We start from the raw sequence: 18,992 nt of genomic DNA, 5'->3' as shown, positions 1-18,992 counted from the left end.
CCGGGTATCCCTCGTCCGAGGCCAGCACCCCGTCGCCAATCTTCCAGGTCGATCCGACAGGTCGAGCCAACCCCAAGCATGACTTACGCCGTCAAGGAAATCTTCTACACGCTGCAGGGCGAGGGCGCCAACGCGGGCCGCGCCGCCGTGTTCTGCCGCTTCGCGGGCTGCAATCTGTGGAGCGGCCGCGAGCAGGACCGCGAGCAGGCGATCTGCCGCTTCTGCGATACCGATTTCGTCGGCACCGACGGCACGCTGGGCGGCAAGTACCGCAACGCCGAGGAACTGGCCGCGCAGGTCGCCTCGCAATGGCCGCAAGGCACGGGCGGGCGTCCGCTGGTGGTCTGCACCGGCGGCGAGCCGCTGCTGCAGCTCGATGCGCCGCTGATCGACGCGCTGCATGCGCAGGGCTTCGAGATCGCGATCGAGACCAACGGCACGATCGCGGTGCCGGACGGCATCGACTGGGTCTGCGTCAGCCCGAAGATGGGCGCCGAACTGGTGGTCACGCGCGGCGACGAGCTCAAGGTCGTGATTCCGCAGCCGGGCCAGGACTTCGCGGCATACGAGGCGCTGGATTTCCGCTATTTCCTCGTGCAGCCGATGGACGGCCTGCTGGCGCGCGAGAATACGGCTCTCGCCGTCGATTTTTGCCAGCGTCATCCGCGCTGGCGCCTTTCGCTGCAAACCCACAAGATGCTGGGCATCCGCTAGCAGCCGGTCGTTCGGCTCCCAACGGCACTCGGCACCGGTCTTCATGAACAAGCAAGTCTCGATCACGCGCCGGCTCGAATTCGACGCCGGCCACCGCATCCCCAACCATGGCGGCCAGTGCCGCAATATCCATGGCCACCGATATCGGCTCGACCTGACGCTGTCGGGCGAGGTCCTGCATCGCGAGGGCGCGGCCGACGAGGGCATGATCCTGGATTTCAGCGATATCAAGGCGCTGGCCAACCAGCATCTGGTCGACAAGTGGGATCACGCCTTCCTGATCTATCGCGGCGACACCGCGCTGCTGGAATTCCTGCGCGGCATGGATGGGCACAAGACGGTGGTGCTCGACGCGATCCCCACGGTCGAGAACCTGGCGCAGATCGCCTTCGACATGCTGGCGCCGGTGTTCAAGGACTGCTTCGGGCATCATCTGCAGCTGACCCGCCTGGTGCTGTTCGAAACGCCGAACTGCTGGGCTGAAGTGACCGCGCCCGCGGTCGCGCCGGCGCAGGACTGAACGCGTCGCGGCTGAACGCGTCGCGGCGTCTGTCGCCGCTGTTCGCCGCCAACGCGCCGAAAATTCACCGCCAATTCACCCCAAATTCACCGCCAAGTTCGCCACGGACGCGCCGATGACCGATACGCCGCCGCCATTGCCGACCGCAGCCGCCACGCCGCCCTTCGAGGGCCCGCTGGCCGACGAGCGCGACGCGCGCTTCATGCGCGCCGCGCTGGAGGAGGCCCGCTTGGCGGAGGCAGCGGGAGAGGTGCCGGTGGGCGCCGTGGTGGTCTGGAACGACACGATCATCGCGCGCGGCCACAATCTGCCGATCCGCTCGCGCGACCCGTCGGCGCATGCCGAAATGCAGGCGCTGCGCGCCGCCGCGCAGGTGATCGGCAACTACCGGATGCCCGAGTGCGAGCTGTACGTGACGCTGGAACCGTGCGCGATGTGCAGCGGCGCGATGCTGCACGCGCGGTTGCGCCACGTGGTATTCGGCGCGACCGATCCGAAGACCGGCGCCGCCGGCAGCGTGCTGGACCTGTTCGCCGAAGCGCGGCTCAATCACCAGACCACGATCCGCGGCGGCGTGCTCGCCGACGAGTGCGGCCAGCTGCTGCGCGACTTCTTCCGGGCGCGTCGACGCGCGCAGAAGGCGGACCGTGCCGCCGCGCCATTCGGCGGGGAACCCGGCAGCCGGCCCGGGAGCCAGCCCGGTACTGAGCCCGGCACTGAGCCCGGTACTGAGCCCGGCACAGAGCGTGGGGCCGAGGCCAGTGCCGCGCCCGGCGCCGCACCGTCATCCGACTCGCAGGGAAAGACCGACGCATGAACGCGCCCATCGAAGTCCGCCTGATCGCTCCTTCCGGCTATCCGCACGACATGGCCGTCGCCACGCGCGGCTGCGACTGGCTGCAGGCGCACGGCTACCGCGTCGCCAACCCCGAGGTGCTGGAGCGCCGCCATCAGCGCTTCGGCGGCACCGATGACGAGCGGCTGGCCGACCTGCATGGCATCGGCAGCGGCGCGCCCGGCGCGCTGACGCTGGCGGTGCGCGGCGGCTATGGCATGGCGCGCCTGCTGCCGCGCATCGACTTCCAGCGCATCGCCGAGCAGGCTGGCCGCGCGGGCACGCCGATCGTCGGCCACAGCGATTTCACGGCGTTCCAGCTGGCCTATCTGGCCAGGGTCGGCGGCATCAGCCTGGCCGGCCCGATGCTGCTGGCCGACTTCGGCGCCGAGCCGGTCGACCCTTTCATGTGGCGGCATTTCGAGGGCCTGCTGCGCGCATCGACCTACACCGTCGACATCGAGGCGCCGCAGGATGGCGGCCAGCCGTTTTCCGGCGAAGTGGCGGGCACGCTGTGGGGCGGCAATCTGGCGATGCTGTGCAGCCTGCTCGGGACGCCGTACCTGCCGCAGGTCGACGGCGGCATCCTGTTCCTCGAGGACGTCAACGAGCCGCCTTACCGCGTCGAACGGATGCTGCTGCAGCTAGAACAGGCGGGCGTGCTGGGCGCCCAGCGCGCGGTCCTGCTTGGCGACTTCTCCAGCTACCGCGTCAGCGATTACGACAACGGCTACGATCTGCCGGCGGTCGTGGCCTATCTGCGCGAGCGCCTGCCCGTGCCCATCCTGACCGGGCTGCCGTTCGGGCACTGCACGCGCAAGCTGACGTTGCCGGTGGGCGGGCAGGGCATTGTCCGGGCCTCGGCTGACGGCTTCACGCTGACGATGTCGGGGCATCCGCGGCTGCCGCCCCCGGTCTGAGCGCCGTCCGTTATCCGTCCGTCACGGCGCCATGGCGGCGCGAGGAGCGCGCTTGTTGCACGCTCGTTGCAGGCTCGTTGCCGCGATGAATGGTAAACTCGCGGATTCTCCCCAAGGTAAACGGCTCCCCCTGTGGCTATTCCGGCCGGCCCGCTTTTGTTCGGCCGCATTCGGTACTTGCCACGCCGGCCGCCCAATGCGGCACGGTCCGCCACGGCACGGGGTCTCGCCCTCTTTACCGCTACACCGCATTCCAAAAGGTTCTTCGACGTGCTATCTACCGCAAACATCACCATGCAGTTCGGCCCCAAGCCCTTGTTCGAGAATATCTCGGTCAAGTTCGGCGAGGGCAACCGCTACGGCCTGATCGGCGCGAACGGCTGCGGCAAGTCCACCTTCATGAAGATCCTCGGCGGCGACCTGGAGCCGAGCGCCGGCAACGTGATGCTGGAACCGGGCGTGCGCCTGGGCAAGCTGCGCCAGGACCAGTTCGCCTATGAAGACATGCGCGTGCTCGACGTGGTGATGATGGGCCATACCGAGATGTGGGCGGCGGCGCAGGAGCGCGACGCGATCTACGCGAACCCGGAAGCGACCGACGAAGACTACATGAAGGCCGCCGAGCTCGAGGCCAAGTACGCCGAATACGACGGCTACACGGCCGAGGCGCGCGCCGGCGAGCTGCTGCTGGGCGTGGGCATCCCGACCGACCAGCATCAGGGCACGATGAGCAATATCGCGCCGGGCTGGAAGCTGCGGGTGCTGCTGGCGCAGGCGCTGTTCTCGAATCCGGACGTGCTGCTGCTGGACGAGCCGACCAACAACCTGGACATCAATACGATCCGCTGGCTGGAACATGTGCTCAACGAGCGCAATTCCACCATGATCATCATCTCCCACGATCGCCACTTCCTGAACTCGGTCTGTACGCACATGGCCGACATGGACTACGGCACGCTGAAGGTCTACCCGGGCAACTACGACGACTACATGGAAGCGTCGATGCAGGCCCGCGAGCGCCAGATGGCGGCCAACGCGCGCGCCAAGGAGCGGATCACCGAGCTGCAGGACTTCGTGCGCCGCTTCTCGGCCAACAAGTCCAAGGCCCGCCAGGCCACCTCGCGCCTGAAGCAGATCGACAAGATCAAGGTCGAGGACATCAAGCCGTCGTCGCGTCAGAACCCGTTCATCCGCTTCGAGTTCGAGAAGAAGCTGCACAACCTGGCGGTCACCGCGGAGAACATCAGCAAGGCCTACGACCGCCAGATCCTGAACAATCTGTCGCTGTCGATCCAGGCCGGCGAGCGCGTCGCCATCATCGGCGAGAACGGCGCGGGCAAGACCACGCTGCTGCGCTGCCTGCTGAACGGCGCGGTGCAGACCGGCGTGCAGCGCGGCATCGAGGTCGACCACGGCACCGTCAAGTGGGCCGAGAACGCCAATGTCGGCTACATGCCCCAGGACACCTACGAGGAGTTCCCGGAAGACACCAACCTGATGGACTGGATGACCCAGTGGACGCAGGCGGGCGACGACGACCAGTCGCTGCGCGGCACGCTGGGCCGGCTGCTGTTCTCGGCCGACGACATCAAGAAGTCGGTCAAGGTGCTGTCCGGCGGCGAGAAGGGCCGCATGATCTGGGGCAAGCTGATGCTGGGCCGCCATAATGTGCTGGCGCTGGACGAGCCGACCAACCACATGGACATGGAGTCGATCGAATCGCTGCAGATCGCGCTGGACAAGTTCACCGGCACGCTGATCTTCGTTTCGCACGACCGCGAATTCGTCAGCGCGCTGGCCACGCGGATCATCGAAATCCGCACGGACGGCACGGTGACCGATTATCTGGGCACCTACGACGAATACCTGGAATCGCAGGGTATCGCCGGCTGATCGGCTGGCTGCCCGCCCATCTGGCGACCCGTTCGCTGCCCGCTGTGCCGGGGCACTCGACGAACAAAGGCCGCAACGCATCGATGCGTTGCGGCCTTTTTTATCGCTGCGGTGCACGATCGGCGCGCGATTATCGGCGGAATATCGGCGCCGGTGGGGCCCACGCGGCGCGACCAGTCGATATCGGCTGGCAAAATCGGCTCTACAATGTCGGCACGGAAAAAACTTAAAACAATCGCAAACGCCCTGAAACGGCTGATTCAGTTTGGAAACGCCTGAGGGCCAACCGCCCGAGGGCTCACCGAGGAATTGTGGCTATGCAGCAACGAGACAAACTCTTTATCAACGGCAAATGGGTGACCCCGCACGGCACCGGGCAGATCGACGTCATCCATTCCACCACCGAAGAGGTGATGGGCCGGATTCCGGAAGGCCATGCCCGCGATGCCGAGGATGCCATCCAGGCGGCCCGCGCCGCCTTCGACGGCTGGGCCGCGACGCCGCCGCAGCAGCGCGCGGACTATATCCGCAAGGTTGCCGAGGGCCTGAAGGCGCGCACCGAGGAGCTGGCGCAGCTGATCGCCGCCGAGGTCGGCATGCCGATCAAGCTGGCCCGCGCGATCCAGGTCGGCGGTCCGGTCTTCAACTGGAGCCAGGCCGCCAAGCTGGTCGAGTCCTTCACCTTCGAGGAAGAGGTCGGCAATTCGCTGGTGGTCCGCGAGCCGGTCGGCGTGGTCGCCGCCATCACGCCGTGGAACTATCCGCTGAACCAGATCACGCTGAAGGTCGCCCCCGCGCTGGCCGCTGGCTGCACGGTGGTGCTCAAGCCGTCCGAGGTGGCGCCGCTGAACGCCTTCGTGCTGGCCGAGGTGATCGAGGCCGCCGGCCTGCCGCCGGGCGTGTTCAACCTGGTGACCGGCTACGGCCCGGTGGTCGGCGAGGTGCTGGCCAGCCACCGCGAGGTCGACATGGTGTCGTTCACCGGCTCGACGCGCGCCGGCAAGCGCGTCTCCGAACTGGCCGCGCAGACCGTCAAGCGGGTCGCGCTGGAACTGGGCGGCAAGTCCGCCTCGGTGATCCTGGACGACGCCGACCTGCCGGCCGCCGTCAAGGGCACCATCAACGCCTGCTTCCTGAACTCCGGCCAGACCTGCTCGGCGCATACCCGCATGCTGGTGCCGCGCGCCCGCTATGACGAGGTCAAGGAGATCGTGCAGAAGGTGGTGGCGGGCTTTACCGTCGGCGATCCGCTGCAGGAAACGACCAGGCTGGGACCGCTGATCTCGGCCGCGCAGAAGGATCGCGTGGTCGGCTATATCCAGCGCGGGCTCAACGAGGGCGCCGAACTGGTGGCGGGCGGCACCGAGCCGCCGGCCGGCCTGGACAAGGGCTACTTCGTGCAGCCGACCGTGCTCGGCAACGTCGATCCCAAGGCGACCGTCGCCCAGGAAGAGATCTTTGGGCCGGTGCTGTCGATCATCTGCTACGACACCGAGGAAGACGCGGTGCGCATCGCCAACGACAGCGTCTACGGCCTGGGGGGCGGCGTGTGGTCGGGCGACGAGGCGCGCGCGATCCGCGTGGCGCGCCGCATCCGTACCGGCCAGGTCGACATCAATGGCGGTCCGTTCAACATGCTGGCGCCGTTCGGCGGCTTCAAGCAGTCGGGCCATGGACGCGAGGCCGGCAAGTATGGCCTGGAAGAGTTCCTCGAGTACAAGGCGCTGCAGCTGAAGAAGCCCGCGGCCTGAGCGCCGACTGCTTTCACGATGCCCGGCCTGTCCGGGCATTTTTACGTCGACCATAATCGACGACAGCACGTCGACGACAGCACGTCGACAACAGCACGTCGACAACAGCACGTCGACAACAGCGCGTCAACAACATCACGTCAACGACATACGACCGCAACGAACGGTTTGACGGGGGAGGGGAAGGCGATGCATTGGCTCAAGCGGCTGGCATGGCTGACGGTCATCGTGGCCGGATTGGGACTGGCCGCGGCGATAGGCGGCTATGCCTGGTATCGGCAGGCATCGCAGCCTGAGGTGGCCGGTACCGTTGCGCTGGCGGGTTTGCACGGGCGCGTCACCATCGTGCGCGATCGCCATGCGATTCCGCGCATCGAGGCGGGCGATCCGCGCGATGCCTATTTCGGCCTGGGCTTCGTCCATGCGCAGGATCGGCTCTGGCAGATGCAGATGAACAAGCGCATCGCCGCGGGGCGGCTGGCCGAGATCCTCGGGCCGAGCGCGCTGCCGACCGATCGCTTCCTGCGCACCATCGGCGTACGCCGAAACGCCGAGGCCGCCTTCGCCGCCAGCACGCCCGAGACGCGGGCCGCGCTGCAGGCCTATGCCGATGGCGTCAATGCCGGCATCGACAGCCACAAGGGGCCGCTGCCGCCCGAATTCGCCATCCTGCGCACCGTGCCCGAGCGCTGGGAGCCGGCCGATACGCTGGCCTGGCAGACCATGATGGCCTGGGACCTGAGCGCCAACTGGAGCCGCGAGGTGCTGCGCATGCGGCTGGCGCAGACGCTGCCGCTGTCGCGCATCAACGAACTGCTGGCGCCGTATCCGGGCGAGCAGCCGCTGCGCACCACCGACTATCCCGCGCTGTACCGGCAACTGGCACCGCTGACCACGGCAATGGCGCGCGTCGAGGCGGCCGCGCCGCCGGGCCTGGTCGAAGGCATGGGCTCGAACAACTGGGTCGTCTCCGGCGCCCATACCCGTTCGGGCAAGCCGCTGCTGGCCAACGATCTGCACCTGGGCCTGCAGGCGCCGGCGCTGTGGTATTTCGCCACGCTGCGCGCGCCGGGCCTGGACGTGACCGGCGCCACGCTGCCGGGGATGCCGGTGGTCGTGATCGGCCATACGCCGCGCATCGCCTGGGGCTTCACCAATACCGCGCCGGATCTGCAGGATCTGTATATCGAGCGGCTCCGGCCAGGACGGCCCGAGCAGTACCAGGCGCCCAATGGCTGGGCCGAATTCGCGGTGCGCGAGGAAACCATCCGCGTCAAGGACCAGCCCGACGTGACGGTGCGGGTCCGCTCGACCCGCCATGGGCCGGTGATCTCCGATGTCGCCGAACCGCTCGCCGAAGCCGTCGCGCCGCTGGGCGCGCAGTATGTGGTGGCGTTTCAGTGGGTCGCGCTGCGGCCCGACGACCGCACGGTGCAGGCCGGCCTGAAGCTGAACCGCGCGCACGACTGGACCAGCTTTACCGAGGCGCTGCGCGACTTCCACACGCCGCAGCAAAGCGTCGTCTATGCCGATGTCGACGGCAATATCGGCTTTATCGCCCCGGGCCGCGTGCCGCTGCGCCACGCGGCCAACGATCTGAAGGGCCTGGCGCCCGCGCCAGGCTGGGACGCGCGCTACGACTGGAACGGCTTCATTCCGTTCGAAAGGCTGCCGCGCAGCTTCAATCCGTCCGGCGGCATCGTGGTGACCGCGAACCAGAAGATCGTGCCGGACGACTATCCGTATTTCCTGACCAGCGAATGGACCGTGCCCTATCGGCACGACCGCATCCGCGCGTTGTTGAGCGCCCGGCGCCCGCACACGCTGGACACGTTCGCCGCGATCCAGAAGGACGAGCTGTCGCTGGCAGTCAAGGAGGCCCTGCCGCTGCTGCTCGGCGCGTCGATCGCCGCCGACGACACGCGGCCGGCCCGAGAGCGCGAGCTGTTTGCGGCGTTGGGGCGCTGGGACGGCACCATGTCGGCGGACCGCGCCGAGCCGCTGGTCGCTACCGCCTGGCTGCGGGAGCTGTCGCGCGGCATGTTCGAAGACAAGGTCGGCGATGGCGTGTTCGCCCGCATGTGGGAGCAGCGTAATGTGCAACAGGCGATGCTGAACATCCTGCGCAGCTCGCGCGGCCTGGGGCGATTCTGGTGCGACGATCCCAGGACGCCGGCGCCCGAGGACTGCAACGACGCGATGGGCGCGGCGTGGAAACGCGCCATCGCCGATCTGCAGCAGCGCTATGGCGACGACCCGCGGCGCTGGCGCTGGGGCCAGGCCCATGCCGCGCGCGCCGAGCACCGGCCGTTTGCCAAGGTGCCGTCGCTGGCGGGGTTCTTCAACGTCAAGGTGCCGACGGGCGGCGATACCTATACGGTCAATGCCGGCCGCCACAATATCGGCGACGAGCAGGCGCCGTTCGAGAACGTGCATGGCGCGAGCGTGCGCGCGATCTACGATCTGGCCGATCTGTCCGCCTCGCGCTTCATCACGCCGACCGGGCAGTCCGGCAACGTGTTGTCGCCGCACTATCGCGACTGGACCGAGCAGTGGGCGCGCGGCGAATACGTGACGATCCGCGGTGCCGGGCATCCGGCCGGGGCGAAGGCGTTCGAGACACTGGTGCTGACGCCGGCGGCGGGCGATGGCAGCCGGGCGAGCGGGGCGAGCCGTTGAGGGTTCGGAACCGGCGTGGGACGGGATGGACTAGCCGCGCTGGAAACGGCGCGCGGTGCCTTCGCGGGTGATGCGCTCCCACACCGCCTGCTTTTCCGCGTCGCTCATGAAGACCCAGTTGCTGACCTCGAAGGCGGTGCGGCCGCAGCCCTGGCACACCTCGTCGAACAGCGTCGAGCAGATGCCGATGCAGGGGCTGTCGGGGCCGTCGAACAGGCTGTCGTCGGCGGCCTCGGCGGGTTCGGGCAGGGCAAGCGGGTCTGGCGCGGAATCGGGGCGGGTTTGCGGCATGGCGGCTGGGCGAGGCAAAGGCGGCCATTATAAGCGGCGGGGTGGGCCGGTGCCGGAGCCGGTGCCGGTGCCGCAGCCGCAGCCGCAGCCGCTTGAGCGGATTACCTGCCGGGTAATTGAGCCGCGGCACCGCCGGCTGCCATCATGGACCCATCGCGACATACCAACGATCCTTCTGCAGGAGCCCGCATGATGTCTTCGCTGACCACGCTCTCGACCGCCGACCGCCACACCGAGGTGGCGCCCCGCATCCGGGCCATGGTCGAGGAAATCCTGATCGGCTCGCCGGTGGCCCGCACGCTTGGCGTCGCACTAGACGTGCTGGCGCCCGAGCATGTCGAACTGGTACTGCCGTTCAGCCAGGCCAATGTCACGGTCGGCCAAACGGTGCATGGCGGCGTGATTGCCACGCTGATCGATATCGCGGGCGCGGCGGCCGCGGCGTCGGGCGCGGACCCGGACAAGGTGCGGGGCGGGGCGACCAGCGCGCTGTCGATCCAGTACGTGGCCCCGGCCGAGGCGGCCTCGCTGCGGGCGGTCGCGACGGTGGTGCGCCGAGGCCAGCGGCAGATCGCCACCGAGATCACGGTCTATGCGGAGCAGCCCGAGGCGGGCACCGTGGTGGCCAAGGCGCTGATGAACAGCGTGCTGTTCGGTTGAAGAAGGGCAGTTGAACGGGCTGCGGATCAAAGGGCCCGGCGGTTCAAAGGGCCCCGCGGTTCAAAGGGCACACTGGCGGGTTTGCCTTTCAGTTAACCTTTCGGTTTGCTCCATGCCGATGAAACGCAATTAACCGCCAACTAATCGACCCACACCGCCAATGCTGGAGCCGCTACGCGGCCCCAGCCAGGCTGCCTTCAAGCGACCGGGTTCCAGTCGCCCGGCACGCGCACCCAGCCTTCCATCAGCACCCGTGCGCTGCGGCTCATGATGGCCTTCCTGACCACCCATTCGCCATCGACCTGGGCGGCTTCGGCGCCGACGCGCAGCGTGCCCGACGGATGGCCGAAGCGTACCGCCTGGCGCTTGCCGCCGCCGGCCGCCAGATTGACCAGCGTGCCGGGAATGGCGGCTGCGGTGCCGATCGCCACCGCGGCCGTGCCCATCATCGCGTGGTGCAGCTTGCCCATCGACAGCGCACGCACCAGCAGATCGATGTCCTCGGCGCGCACCGGCTTGCCGCTCGAAGCGGTATAGCTCGCCGGCGGGGCGACGAAGGCGACCTTGGGCGTGTGCTGTCGCCGCGCGGCCTCGTCGACGTTCTGGATCAGCCCCATCCGCACGGCACCGTAGGCGCGGATGGTCTCGAACATCGCCAGCGCCCTGGGGTCGCCGTTGATCGCCTCCTGCAGCTCGGTCCCGGTGTAGCCGATCGCGTCGGCGTTGACGAAGATGGTCGGGATGCCGGCATTGATCATCGTCGCCTTCAGCGTGCCAACGCCCGGTACCTCGAGGTCGTCGACCAGGTTGCCGGTCGGGAACATCGCCCCGCCGCCGCCTTCTTCCTCGGCGGCCGGGTCCATGAATTCGAGCATGATCTCGGCGGCGGGGAAGGTCACGCCGTCCAGCTCGAAGTCGCCGGTTTCCTTGACCATGCCGTCGACGATCGGCACATGCGAGACGATGGTCTTGCCGATATTGGCCTGCCAGATGCGCACGGTGGCGACGCCCTCGCGCGGGATGCGCGCCGGGTCGATCAGCCCGGCGGCGATCGCGAACGGGCCCACCGCGGCGGAGAGGTTGCCGCAGTTGCCGCTCCAGTCGACGAAGGGCTGGTCGATCGCAACCTGGCCGAACAGATAGTCGACGTCGTGGTCGGGCCGGCTGCTGCGCGACACGATCACCGTCTTGCTGGTGCTCGACGTCGCCGCGCCCATGCCGTCGATCTGCTTGCCGTACGGGTCGGGACTGCCGATCACGCGCATCAGCAGCGCATCGCGGGCGGGGCCGGGCGACTGCGCTGCCTCGGGCAGGTCCTGCAGGCGGAAGAACACGCCCTTGCTGGTGCCGCCGCGCATATAGGTGGCGGGAATGCGGATCTGGGGAAGGGAAAGCATGGATGCCTCGTGCTGATTCAGGGTGGGGCGCCGCGCCGCGTTCATGCAGCCGATGCGGCCGACGCCGCCCGCGCCGCCTTGGTCGAATCGAGGAAGTCCTGCGCGAAGCGCTGCAGCACGCCGCCGGCCTCGTAGATCGATACTTCCTCGGCGGTATCGAGGCGGCAGGTCACCGGCGTTTCGACCCGCTCGCCGTTCTTGCGGTGGATCACCAGCGTCAGGTCCGCGCGCGGCTGGCGCTCCCCGATCACGTCAAAGGTCTCGGTGCCGTCGATCTGCAGCGTCAGGCGATTGGTGCCCGGCTTGAACTCCAGCGGCAGCACCCCCATGCCGATCAGGTTGGTGCGGTGGATCCGCTCGAAGCCTTCGGCAACGATCGCTTCCACGCCGGCCAGCCGAACGCCCTTGGCCGCCCAGTCGCGCGACGAGCCCTGGCCATAGTCCGCGCCGGCGATGATGATCAGCGGCTGCTTGCGCTCCATATAGGTTTCGATCGCTTCCCACATGCGCACGACCTTGCCGTCCGGCTCGATGCGGGCCAGCGAACCCTTCCTGACCTTGCCGTCGACCACCGCCATTTCATTGACCAGGGTCGGGTTGGCGAAGGTCGCGCGCTGCGCGGTCAGGTGGTCGCCGCGGTGGGTCGCGTACGAGTTGAAGTCTTCCTCTGGCAGGCCCATCTTCGCCAGGTATTCGCCGGCGGCGCTGTCGGGCAGGATCGCGTTCGACGGCGACAGGTGGTCGGTGGTGATGTTGTCGCCGAGCACCGCCAGCGGACGCAGGCCCTTGAGCGTGCGCTCGCCGGCCAGCGCGCCTTCCCAGTACGGCGGTCGGCGGATATAGGTGCTCTGCGGCCGCCAGTCGTACAGCGGGCTGATCGTCTCGGCGTTGGCCGCCTGCACCGCGAACATCGGCTCGTAGACCTTGCGGAACTGCTCCGGCTTGACGCTTTGCGCGACGATCGCGTCGATCTCTTCGTCGCTCGGCCAGATGTCCTTCAGCGTCACCGGCTGGCCGTTGCGGTCGTGCCCCAGCACGTCGCGCTCGATATCGAAGCGGATGGTGCCGGCGATCGCATACGCCACCACCAGCGGCGGCGAGGCCAGGAAGGCCTGCTTCGCATAGGGATGGATGCGGCCGTCGAAATTGCGGTTGCCCGACAGCACGGCGGTCGCATACAGATCCCGTTCGACGATCTCCTGCTGGATCGCCGGATCGAGCGCGCCCGACATGCCGTTGCAGGTGGTACAGGCGAACGCGACGATGCCGAAGCCCAGCTGCTCGAGCTCGGGCAGCAGACCGGCTTCCTCCAGATACAGCTGCACGACCTTGGAGCCCGGCGCCAGCGAGGATTTGACCCAGGGCTTGCGCGTCAGGCCGCGCGCATTGGCATTGCGCGCCAGCAGGCCGGCGGCGATCACGTTGCGCGGATTGCTGGTGTTGGTGCAGCTGGTGATGGCGGCGATGATCACGGCGCCATCCGGCATCTGCCCGGGCACCTCCTGCCATTGGCCGGCGATGCCGCGTTCGGCCAGCGCGGTGGTCGGCAGGCGCTTGTGCGGGTTCGACGGGCCGGCCATGTTGCGCACCACGGTCGACAGGTCGAACTCGAGCGTGCGCTCGTATTCGGCGTGCTTTAGCGTGTCGGCCCACAGGCCGGCGGTCTTGGCGTAGGTCTCGACCAGGCGCACCTGCTCGTCGCTGCGGCCGGTCAGGCGCAGATAGTCGATGGTCTGGCCGTCGATGAAGAACATCGCCGCGGTGGCGCCGTACTCGGGCGCCATGTTCGAAATCGTCGCGCGATCGCCCAGCGTCAGGCTGGCCGCGCCTTCGCCGCGGAATTCGAGATAGGCGCCGACCACGCGCTGGCTGCGCAGGAATTCGGTCAGCGCGAGCACGATATCGGTCGCGGTGATGCCCGGCTGCGGCTTGCCGCGCAACTCGACGCCGACGATGTCCGGCAGCCGCATCCACGAGGCGCGGCCCAGCATCACGTTCTCGGCCTCGAGGCCGCCGACGCCGATGGCGATCACGCCCAGCGCGTCGACATGCGGCGTGTGGCTGTCCGTGCCGACCAGCGTGTCGGGATAGGCCACGCCCTCGACCGCATGGATGACCGGCGACATCCGCTCCAGATTGATCTGATGCATGATGCCGTTGCCCGGCGGAATCACGTCGACGTTCTTGAACGCTTTCTTTGTCCACTCGATGAAGTGGAAGCGGTCCTCGTTGCGGCGCTCCTCGATCGCGCGGTTCTTGGCGAAGGCATCCTTGTCGAAACCGCCGTGCTCGACCGCCAGCGAATGATCGACGATCAGCTGGACCGGCACCACCGGATTGACCTGGGCCGGATCGCCGCCCTGGTCGGCGATCGCATCGCGCAGGCCGGCCAGATCCACCAGCGCGGTCTGGCCAAGGATGTCGTGGCAAACCACGCGCGCGGGGAACCAGGGGAAGTCCAGTTCGCGCTTGCGTTCGATCAACTGCGTCAGCGCGGCGGCCAGCAGCGACGGTTCGCAGCGGCGTACCAGGTTTTCGGCCAGCACGCGCGAGGTATAGGGCAGCTTCTCATAGGCGCCGGGCTGGATCGCATCGACCGCGGCGCGTGCGTCGAAATAGTCCAGGCCCGTGCCGGGCAGCGGTTTGCGGTAGGCAGTGTTCATGGGGTGGGGTCAATACGGGTGGTGCTCGGCGCGCCGGGGGATGTCGTGGGGACTTCGGGGACGGAAGCGGTGCGTGTGGCGGCCGCTTCCGTCTGCTGCTGTCAGCCGCCAAGGCATCAGCGGCGTTTTTCGATCGGCACGAACTTCAGATTGTCCGGGCCGATGTAGTTGGCGCTCGGGCGGATGATCTTGTTGTCGACGCGTTGCTCGATGATGTGCGCGGCCCAGCCCGAGGTCCGCGCGATCACGAACAGCGGCGTGAACATCGCGGTCGGCACGCCCATCATGTGGTAGCTGACTGCGCTGAACCAGTCGAGGTTGGGGAACATCTTCTTGATGTCCCACATCGTGGTTTCCAGCCGCTCGGCGATGTCGAACATCTTCATCGAGCCGGCGTCCTTGGACAGGCGGCGCGCGACTTCCTTGATCACCTGATTGCGCGGATCGCCGGTGGTGTAGACCGGATGGCCGAAGCCGATCACGACTTCCTTGTTCTCGACGCGGCGCGTGATGTCGGCCTGGGCCTCGTCAGGCGTGTCGTAGCGCTTCTGGATCTCGAACGCGACCTCGTTGGCGCCGCCGTGCTTCGGTCCGCGCAGCGCGCCGATCGCGCCGCAGATCGCGGAGTAGATGTCGGAACCGGTGCCGGCGATCACGCGGCCGGTGAAGGTCGACGCGTTGAATTCGTGCTCCGCGTACAGGATCAGCGAGGTGTGCATCGCGCGCTCCCACAGCTCGCTGGGCTTGCGGCCGTGCAGCAGATGCAGGAAGTGGCCGCCGATCGAGTCGTCGTCGGTCTCGACCTCGATGCGCCGGCCGTTATGGCTGTAGTGATACCAGTACAGCAGCATCGAACCGAGCGAGGCCATCAGGCGGTCGGCGATATCGCGCGCGCCCGGCAGATTGTGGTCTTCCTTCTCGGGCAGCACCGTGCCGAGCACCGACACGCCGGTGCGCATCACGTCCATCGGGTGAGCCGAGGCGGGCACCCATTCGAGCGCGGCCTTGACGTTGGCGGGCAGGCCGCGCAGCGCGCGCAGCTTGGTCTTGTAGCCGTTCAGTTCGGCCTGGGTCGGCAGCTTGCCGTGCACCAGCAGATAGGCGATCTCTTCGAATTCGCACGTTTCTGCGACGTCGAGGATGTCGTAGCCCCGATAGTGCAGATCGTTGCCGCTGCGGCCGACCGTGCACAGTGCCGTGTTGCCGGCGACGACGCCGGACAGCGCGACGGATTTCTTGGGCTTCGGGGTGGCTTGCGCCGGAGTGGCTTCGGACATGTCGTCTCCTTGCTTCGCTCTGTTCTGGTTACTTGGCCTTGGCTTGCGCGAACAGCGCATCCAGCTTCTGTTCGTATGCATGGTAGCCGATGCTCTCGTAGAGCTCGGCGCGCGTCTGCATGGTGTCCAGCACGTTCTGCTGGGTGCCGTCGCGGCGGATCGCCGCGTAGACGTTCTCGGCGGCCTTGTTCATCGCGCGGAACGCCGACAGCGGGTAGAGGATCATCGCGACGCCGGCACCGGCCAGCTCGTCGCGCGTGAACAGCGGCGTGGCGCCGAACTCGGTGATGTTGGCGAGCACGGGCACCTTCACCGCGTCGACGAACTTGCGGTACATCGACAGGTCGGTCATTGCCTCCGGGAAGATCGCGTCGGCGCCGGCCTCGACGCAGGCCACCGCGCGCTCGATTGCCTTGTCCAGGCCTTCGACCGCCAGCGCGTCGGTACGCGCGATGATCACGAAATGCTCGTCGGTGCGGGCGTCGACCGCGGCCTTGATGCGGTCGACCATCTCGTCCTGCGTGACGATCTCCTTGTTCGGCCGGTGGCCGCAGCGCTTCGCGCCGACCTGGTCCTCGATATGCATCGCGCCCGCGCCGAACTTGATCAGCGAGCGGGTCGTGCGGGCCACGTTGAAGGCCGAGGCGCCGAAGCCGGTGTCCACGTCGACCAGCAGCGGCACGTCGCAGACATCGGTAATGCGGCGGATGTCGGTCAGCACGTCGTCAAGGTTCGAAATGCCGAGGTCGGGCAGGCCCAGCGACCCGGCCGCGACGCCGCCGCCGGACAGGTAGATCGCCCGGTAGCCGGCGCGCTTGGCCAGCAGGGCGTGGTTCGCGTTGATGGTGCCGACGATCTGCAGCGGCTGCTCGTCGGCCAGGGCCTGGCGGAAACGCGCGCCGGCCGAGCGGGCCAGGTCTTGGGAGGTCAGGGTCATGGTGGCGTCCTGGGTGAGCGGAATGAGCGGAATCAGCGGAATGTCGGACGAGCGCAAGCGGCGTGCCAGGGGCGGGAAAGCGCGGGGCGGGTGCGGCTCGGCACGTGCTGACAAGGGATGGCGGCAGTTTGACCGCATCAGGTGGCGCACTTGTCACTGTTAGTGCATTTCAATTGTGAAATGCAACCCCAGGAATTGAAATGCAAGGTCGTTGGGCGCAGAATGCAGCGACGCCGTCGTCAAGGTCCTATTGTGGCCGCTTCCGCCGCTGCATCCGCTCGGGCTGACGGCATTTGCCTTTTTCTTTCGAATCGATGACTCCCGCTACCCCGATTCCTCCTGGCCGGCCCCGCATCTGGGCGGTCGGCATCAGCCGGCTGTCTCGTGCCTTTGCCGATCTGATTCCTTCGTATGCCGCTCAGGCCGACTTTCGGCTGGTCGGCAAAGGCTACGAGGCGGCCGCCACCGCGATCATGCGGGAGGTGAGGGAAGGGCGACTCGACGCGGTGGTGGCTGCCGGGTCCAATGGCGCCTATCTGCGCCAGCATGTGGACGTGCCGGTCACGCTGGTCAAGGTGACGGGATTCGATGTGCTCAGCGCGCTGGCAACGGCACGGCGTATCTCGCCGCGGGTCGCGCTGGTGACCCATGCTGCCACTTATCCCGAAGTCGACGAGTTTGCGCGCGCGTTCGGCCTGCCGATTCCGTCGTATACGTATCTGACCGAGGACGACGCCACGGTGCGCGTCAAGGCGCTGCGGCAGGAGGGCATCGAAGTCGTGGTCGGGCCCGGGCTCGTCACCGAGCTCGCGGATCGGCTCGGGCTGACCGGGGTGTTCCTGTACTCGGGGCAGTCGGTGAAGCTCGCGCTCGAGGACGCGATCGAGGCGGCAAGGCTGCGGCGCATCGAATCGAGCCGACGCGAATACGTCAACACGATCCTGGCGCATCTGAACGAAGGCGTCGTCGCGGTCGATGCCGATGGGCGGATCCAGTCGTTCAATCCGGCAATGGAGCGCTTTCTGGGCACGCCGGCTGCCGATGCGGTGGGCCGCAAGCTGCAGGGCCTCGCTCCCGATCTGTCGCTCGACAGCGTGATGCGGACCGGCGCCAAGGAACTCGAGGCGATCCACAAGCTGGGCGACCGTATGGTCGTGGTCAACCGGATTCCAATTCAGGGCGAAGGCGGCCCCGCGGGCGCGGTGCTGACGATCCAGGATGCCAACGCGATTCAGCGGGTCGACCGCCATCTGCGCCGGCGCGCGAGTGCGCGCACTACCGGCGTTCGCTATCGGCTCGACGATCTGGCAGGCGAGTCGCCGGCCATGCGCCAGTTGCGCGAACTGGCGCGGCGCTATGCCGCCGTCGATTCGACCGTGCTGATCAGCGGGGAGAGTGGCACCGGCAAGGAGGTGCTGGCGCAGGGCATGCACGACGCCAGTCCGCGCCGGGCCTTTCCCTTCGTGGCGATCAATTGCGCGGCGTTTCCGGAGGCGCTGCTGGAGAGCGAGCTGTTCGGCTACGAGGAGGGCGCATTCACCGGCGCCCGGCGCGGCGGCAAGGCGGGGCTGTTCGAGTCGGCGCATAACGGCACCCTGTTCCTGGACGAGGTCGGCGATATGCCGCCGGCCCTGCAGACCCGACTGCTGCGCGTGCTGCAGGAAAAGCAGGTGCTGCCGATCGGCGGCGTGGACGCGGTGCCGGTCAATGTGCGCGTGATCGCGGCCACCCATCGGGATCTTGCCGCGCTCGTGCGCGACGGAGCGTTCCGCCAGGATCTCTATTACCGGCTCAATATCCTGCGGATCGCCATGCCGCCGCTGCGTGAGCGCAAGGCCGACCTGCCTGAACTGGCCGAGCTGCTGTACCGGCGCGCGCAACAGCGGCTCGGCCTGCCTCGTCCGGACAGCTTGCCGGAGGCGGCCCGAACCCGCCTGACCGCGTACACCTGGCCGGGAAATATCCGCGAACTGGAGAACGTGGTCGAGCGGATTGCGGTGCTGCTGGCGGGCAGGGCGCTTAGCAACGAAGCGTTGCTGCGCGAGTTGCGCGCGACGGTGCCCGAGCTGTTCGGCGGCGAAGGCATGGACGCGGCGTCGCCGGCGGCGGTAAGTGCGCGATCCGGCAGCCATTCGCTTGCGGGAGTGGCGCGTTCATCTCAGGCGGAACATATCCGCCGTGTGCTGGACGAATGCGGTGGGGACCGCGCAGCGGCGTGCCATCTGTTGGGCATCAGTCCGACCACGTTGTGGCGGCGGCTCAAAGAGGCAGCATAGGGCTCGTCCTTGGTCGGGCAAAAAAGCGCTTGCATTGGCTGTCACGCTCCCTTAATATTCGCCCCCTCGCAGCCGAACGGCGGCGGGGTTGGCAGGGAGGCAAAGGCGCTACGGTGCTGGCGCCGCAGCAGAAAGTGCTGACAAACCTGTTGACGAGAAGCGAAAGGTTCTGCATAATC

14 protein-coding genes are annotated in these 18,992 nt (G+C 67.6%); 9 read left to right on the top strand and 5 right to left on the bottom strand.

Annotated features, from left to right (window positions below; translation table 11 throughout):
• The first annotated feature begins 78 nt into the window (after positions 1–78).
• From queE to HTY53_RS14095, 7 genes are all read left to right on the top strand, one after another.
• Entirely contained in the window at positions 79–714 is a 636-nt protein-coding gene (queE, locus tag HTY53_RS14125; protein WP_174107243.1) for a 7-carboxy-7-deazaguanine synthase, read from the top strand.
• A gap of 43 nt (positions 715–757) precedes the next feature.
• Positions 758–1,234, top strand: a complete 477-nt coding sequence (gene queD, locus HTY53_RS14120; protein WP_174107242.1) for a 6-carboxytetrahydropterin synthase QueD — start codon at positions 758–760, stop codon at positions 1,232–1,234.
• A gap of 115 nt (positions 1,235–1,349) precedes the next feature.
• Positions 1,350–2,051: a tRNA adenosine(34) deaminase TadA gene (gene tadA, locus HTY53_RS14115; protein WP_254599956.1), complete on the top strand. Its 702-nt coding sequence runs from the start codon at positions 1,350–1,352 to the stop codon at positions 2,049–2,051.
• Complete coding sequence (gene ldcA, locus HTY53_RS14110; RefSeq protein WP_174107241.1) at positions 2,048–2,989, top strand: muramoyltetrapeptide carboxypeptidase; 942 nt, start codon at positions 2,048–2,050, stop codon at positions 2,987–2,989. The genes tadA and ldcA overlap by 4 nt, the downstream gene beginning before the upstream one ends.
• A 270-nt stretch (positions 2,990–3,259) precedes the next feature.
• Complete coding sequence (locus HTY53_RS14105; protein WP_174107240.1) at positions 3,260–4,882, top strand: ABC-F family ATPase; 1,623 nt, start codon at positions 3,260–3,262, stop codon at positions 4,880–4,882.
• A gap of 317 nt (positions 4,883–5,199) precedes the next feature.
• Positions 5,200–6,633 (top strand): aldehyde dehydrogenase family protein, encoded by a 1,434-nt coding sequence (locus HTY53_RS14100; protein ID WP_174107239.1) that lies wholly within the window; start codon positions 5,200–5,202, stop codon positions 6,631–6,633.
• A 189-nt stretch (positions 6,634–6,822) separates the two neighbouring features.
• On the top strand, positions 6,823–9,312 hold the full coding sequence (locus HTY53_RS14095; RefSeq protein ID WP_174107238.1) for a penicillin acylase family protein: 2,490 nt from the start codon (positions 6,823–6,825) through the stop codon (positions 9,310–9,312).
• A gap of 30 nt (positions 9,313–9,342) precedes the next feature.
• On the opposite strand, the gene HTY53_RS14090 is transcribed toward HTY53_RS14095, so the two are convergent.
• Positions 9,343–9,603: a DUF1289 domain-containing protein gene (locus HTY53_RS14090; protein ID WP_174107237.1), complete on the bottom strand. Its 261-nt coding sequence runs from the start codon at positions 9,601–9,603 to the stop codon at positions 9,343–9,345.
• A gap of 189 nt (positions 9,604–9,792) precedes the next feature.
• On the opposite strand from HTY53_RS14090, the gene HTY53_RS14085 reads away from it, so the two are divergent.
• On the top strand, positions 9,793–10,263 hold the full coding sequence (locus HTY53_RS14085; RefSeq protein WP_174107236.1) for a PaaI family thioesterase: 471 nt from the start codon (positions 9,793–9,795) through the stop codon (positions 10,261–10,263).
• A gap of 197 nt (positions 10,264–10,460) precedes the next feature.
• Here HTY53_RS14085 and prpF read toward each other — a convergent pair whose 3' ends face one another.
• The 4 genes from prpF to prpB form a co-directional block, all read right to left on the bottom strand.
• Positions 10,461–11,660 (bottom strand): 2-methylaconitate cis-trans isomerase PrpF, encoded by a 1,200-nt coding sequence (prpF, locus tag HTY53_RS14080; RefSeq protein WP_174107235.1) that lies wholly within the window; start codon positions 11,658–11,660, stop codon positions 10,461–10,463.
• A gap of 41 nt (positions 11,661–11,701) precedes the next feature.
• The gene (gene acnD / locus HTY53_RS14075; protein ID WP_174107234.1) at positions 11,702–14,323 is read right to left on the bottom strand and encodes a Fe/S-dependent 2-methylisocitrate dehydratase AcnD; all 2,622 of its coding nucleotides are present in this window, start codon (positions 14,321–14,323) and stop codon (positions 11,702–11,704) included.
• A gap of 116 nt (positions 14,324–14,439) precedes the next feature.
• The gene (gene prpC, locus HTY53_RS14070) at positions 14,440–15,600 is read right to left on the bottom strand and encodes a bifunctional 2-methylcitrate synthase/citrate synthase (RefSeq protein ID WP_174107233.1); all 1,161 of its coding nucleotides are present in this window, start codon (positions 15,598–15,600) and stop codon (positions 14,440–14,442) included.
• Between the two features lie 28 nt (positions 15,601–15,628).
• Positions 15,629–16,537, bottom strand: a complete 909-nt coding sequence (gene prpB, locus HTY53_RS14065) for a methylisocitrate lyase (protein ID WP_174107232.1) — start codon at positions 16,535–16,537, stop codon at positions 15,629–15,631.
• Between the two features lie 314 nt (positions 16,538–16,851).
• On the opposite strand from prpB, the gene prpR reads away from it, so the two are divergent.
• The gene (prpR, locus tag HTY53_RS14060) at positions 16,852–18,813 is read left to right on the top strand and encodes a propionate catabolism operon regulatory protein PrpR (RefSeq protein ID WP_174107231.1); all 1,962 of its coding nucleotides are present in this window, start codon (positions 16,852–16,854) and stop codon (positions 18,811–18,813) included.
• The last annotated feature ends 179 nt before the right edge of the window (positions 18,814–18,992 follow it).

Origin of the sequence: Cupriavidus gilardii (assembly GCF_013314895.1) — a bacterium.
Classification (GTDB): Bacteria; Pseudomonadota; Gammaproteobacteria; order Burkholderiales; family Burkholderiaceae; genus Cupriavidus; species Cupriavidus gilardii_C.
Note: the sequence above shows the minus strand (reverse complement) of the source record. Positions and strands in the feature narration are given on the sequence as shown.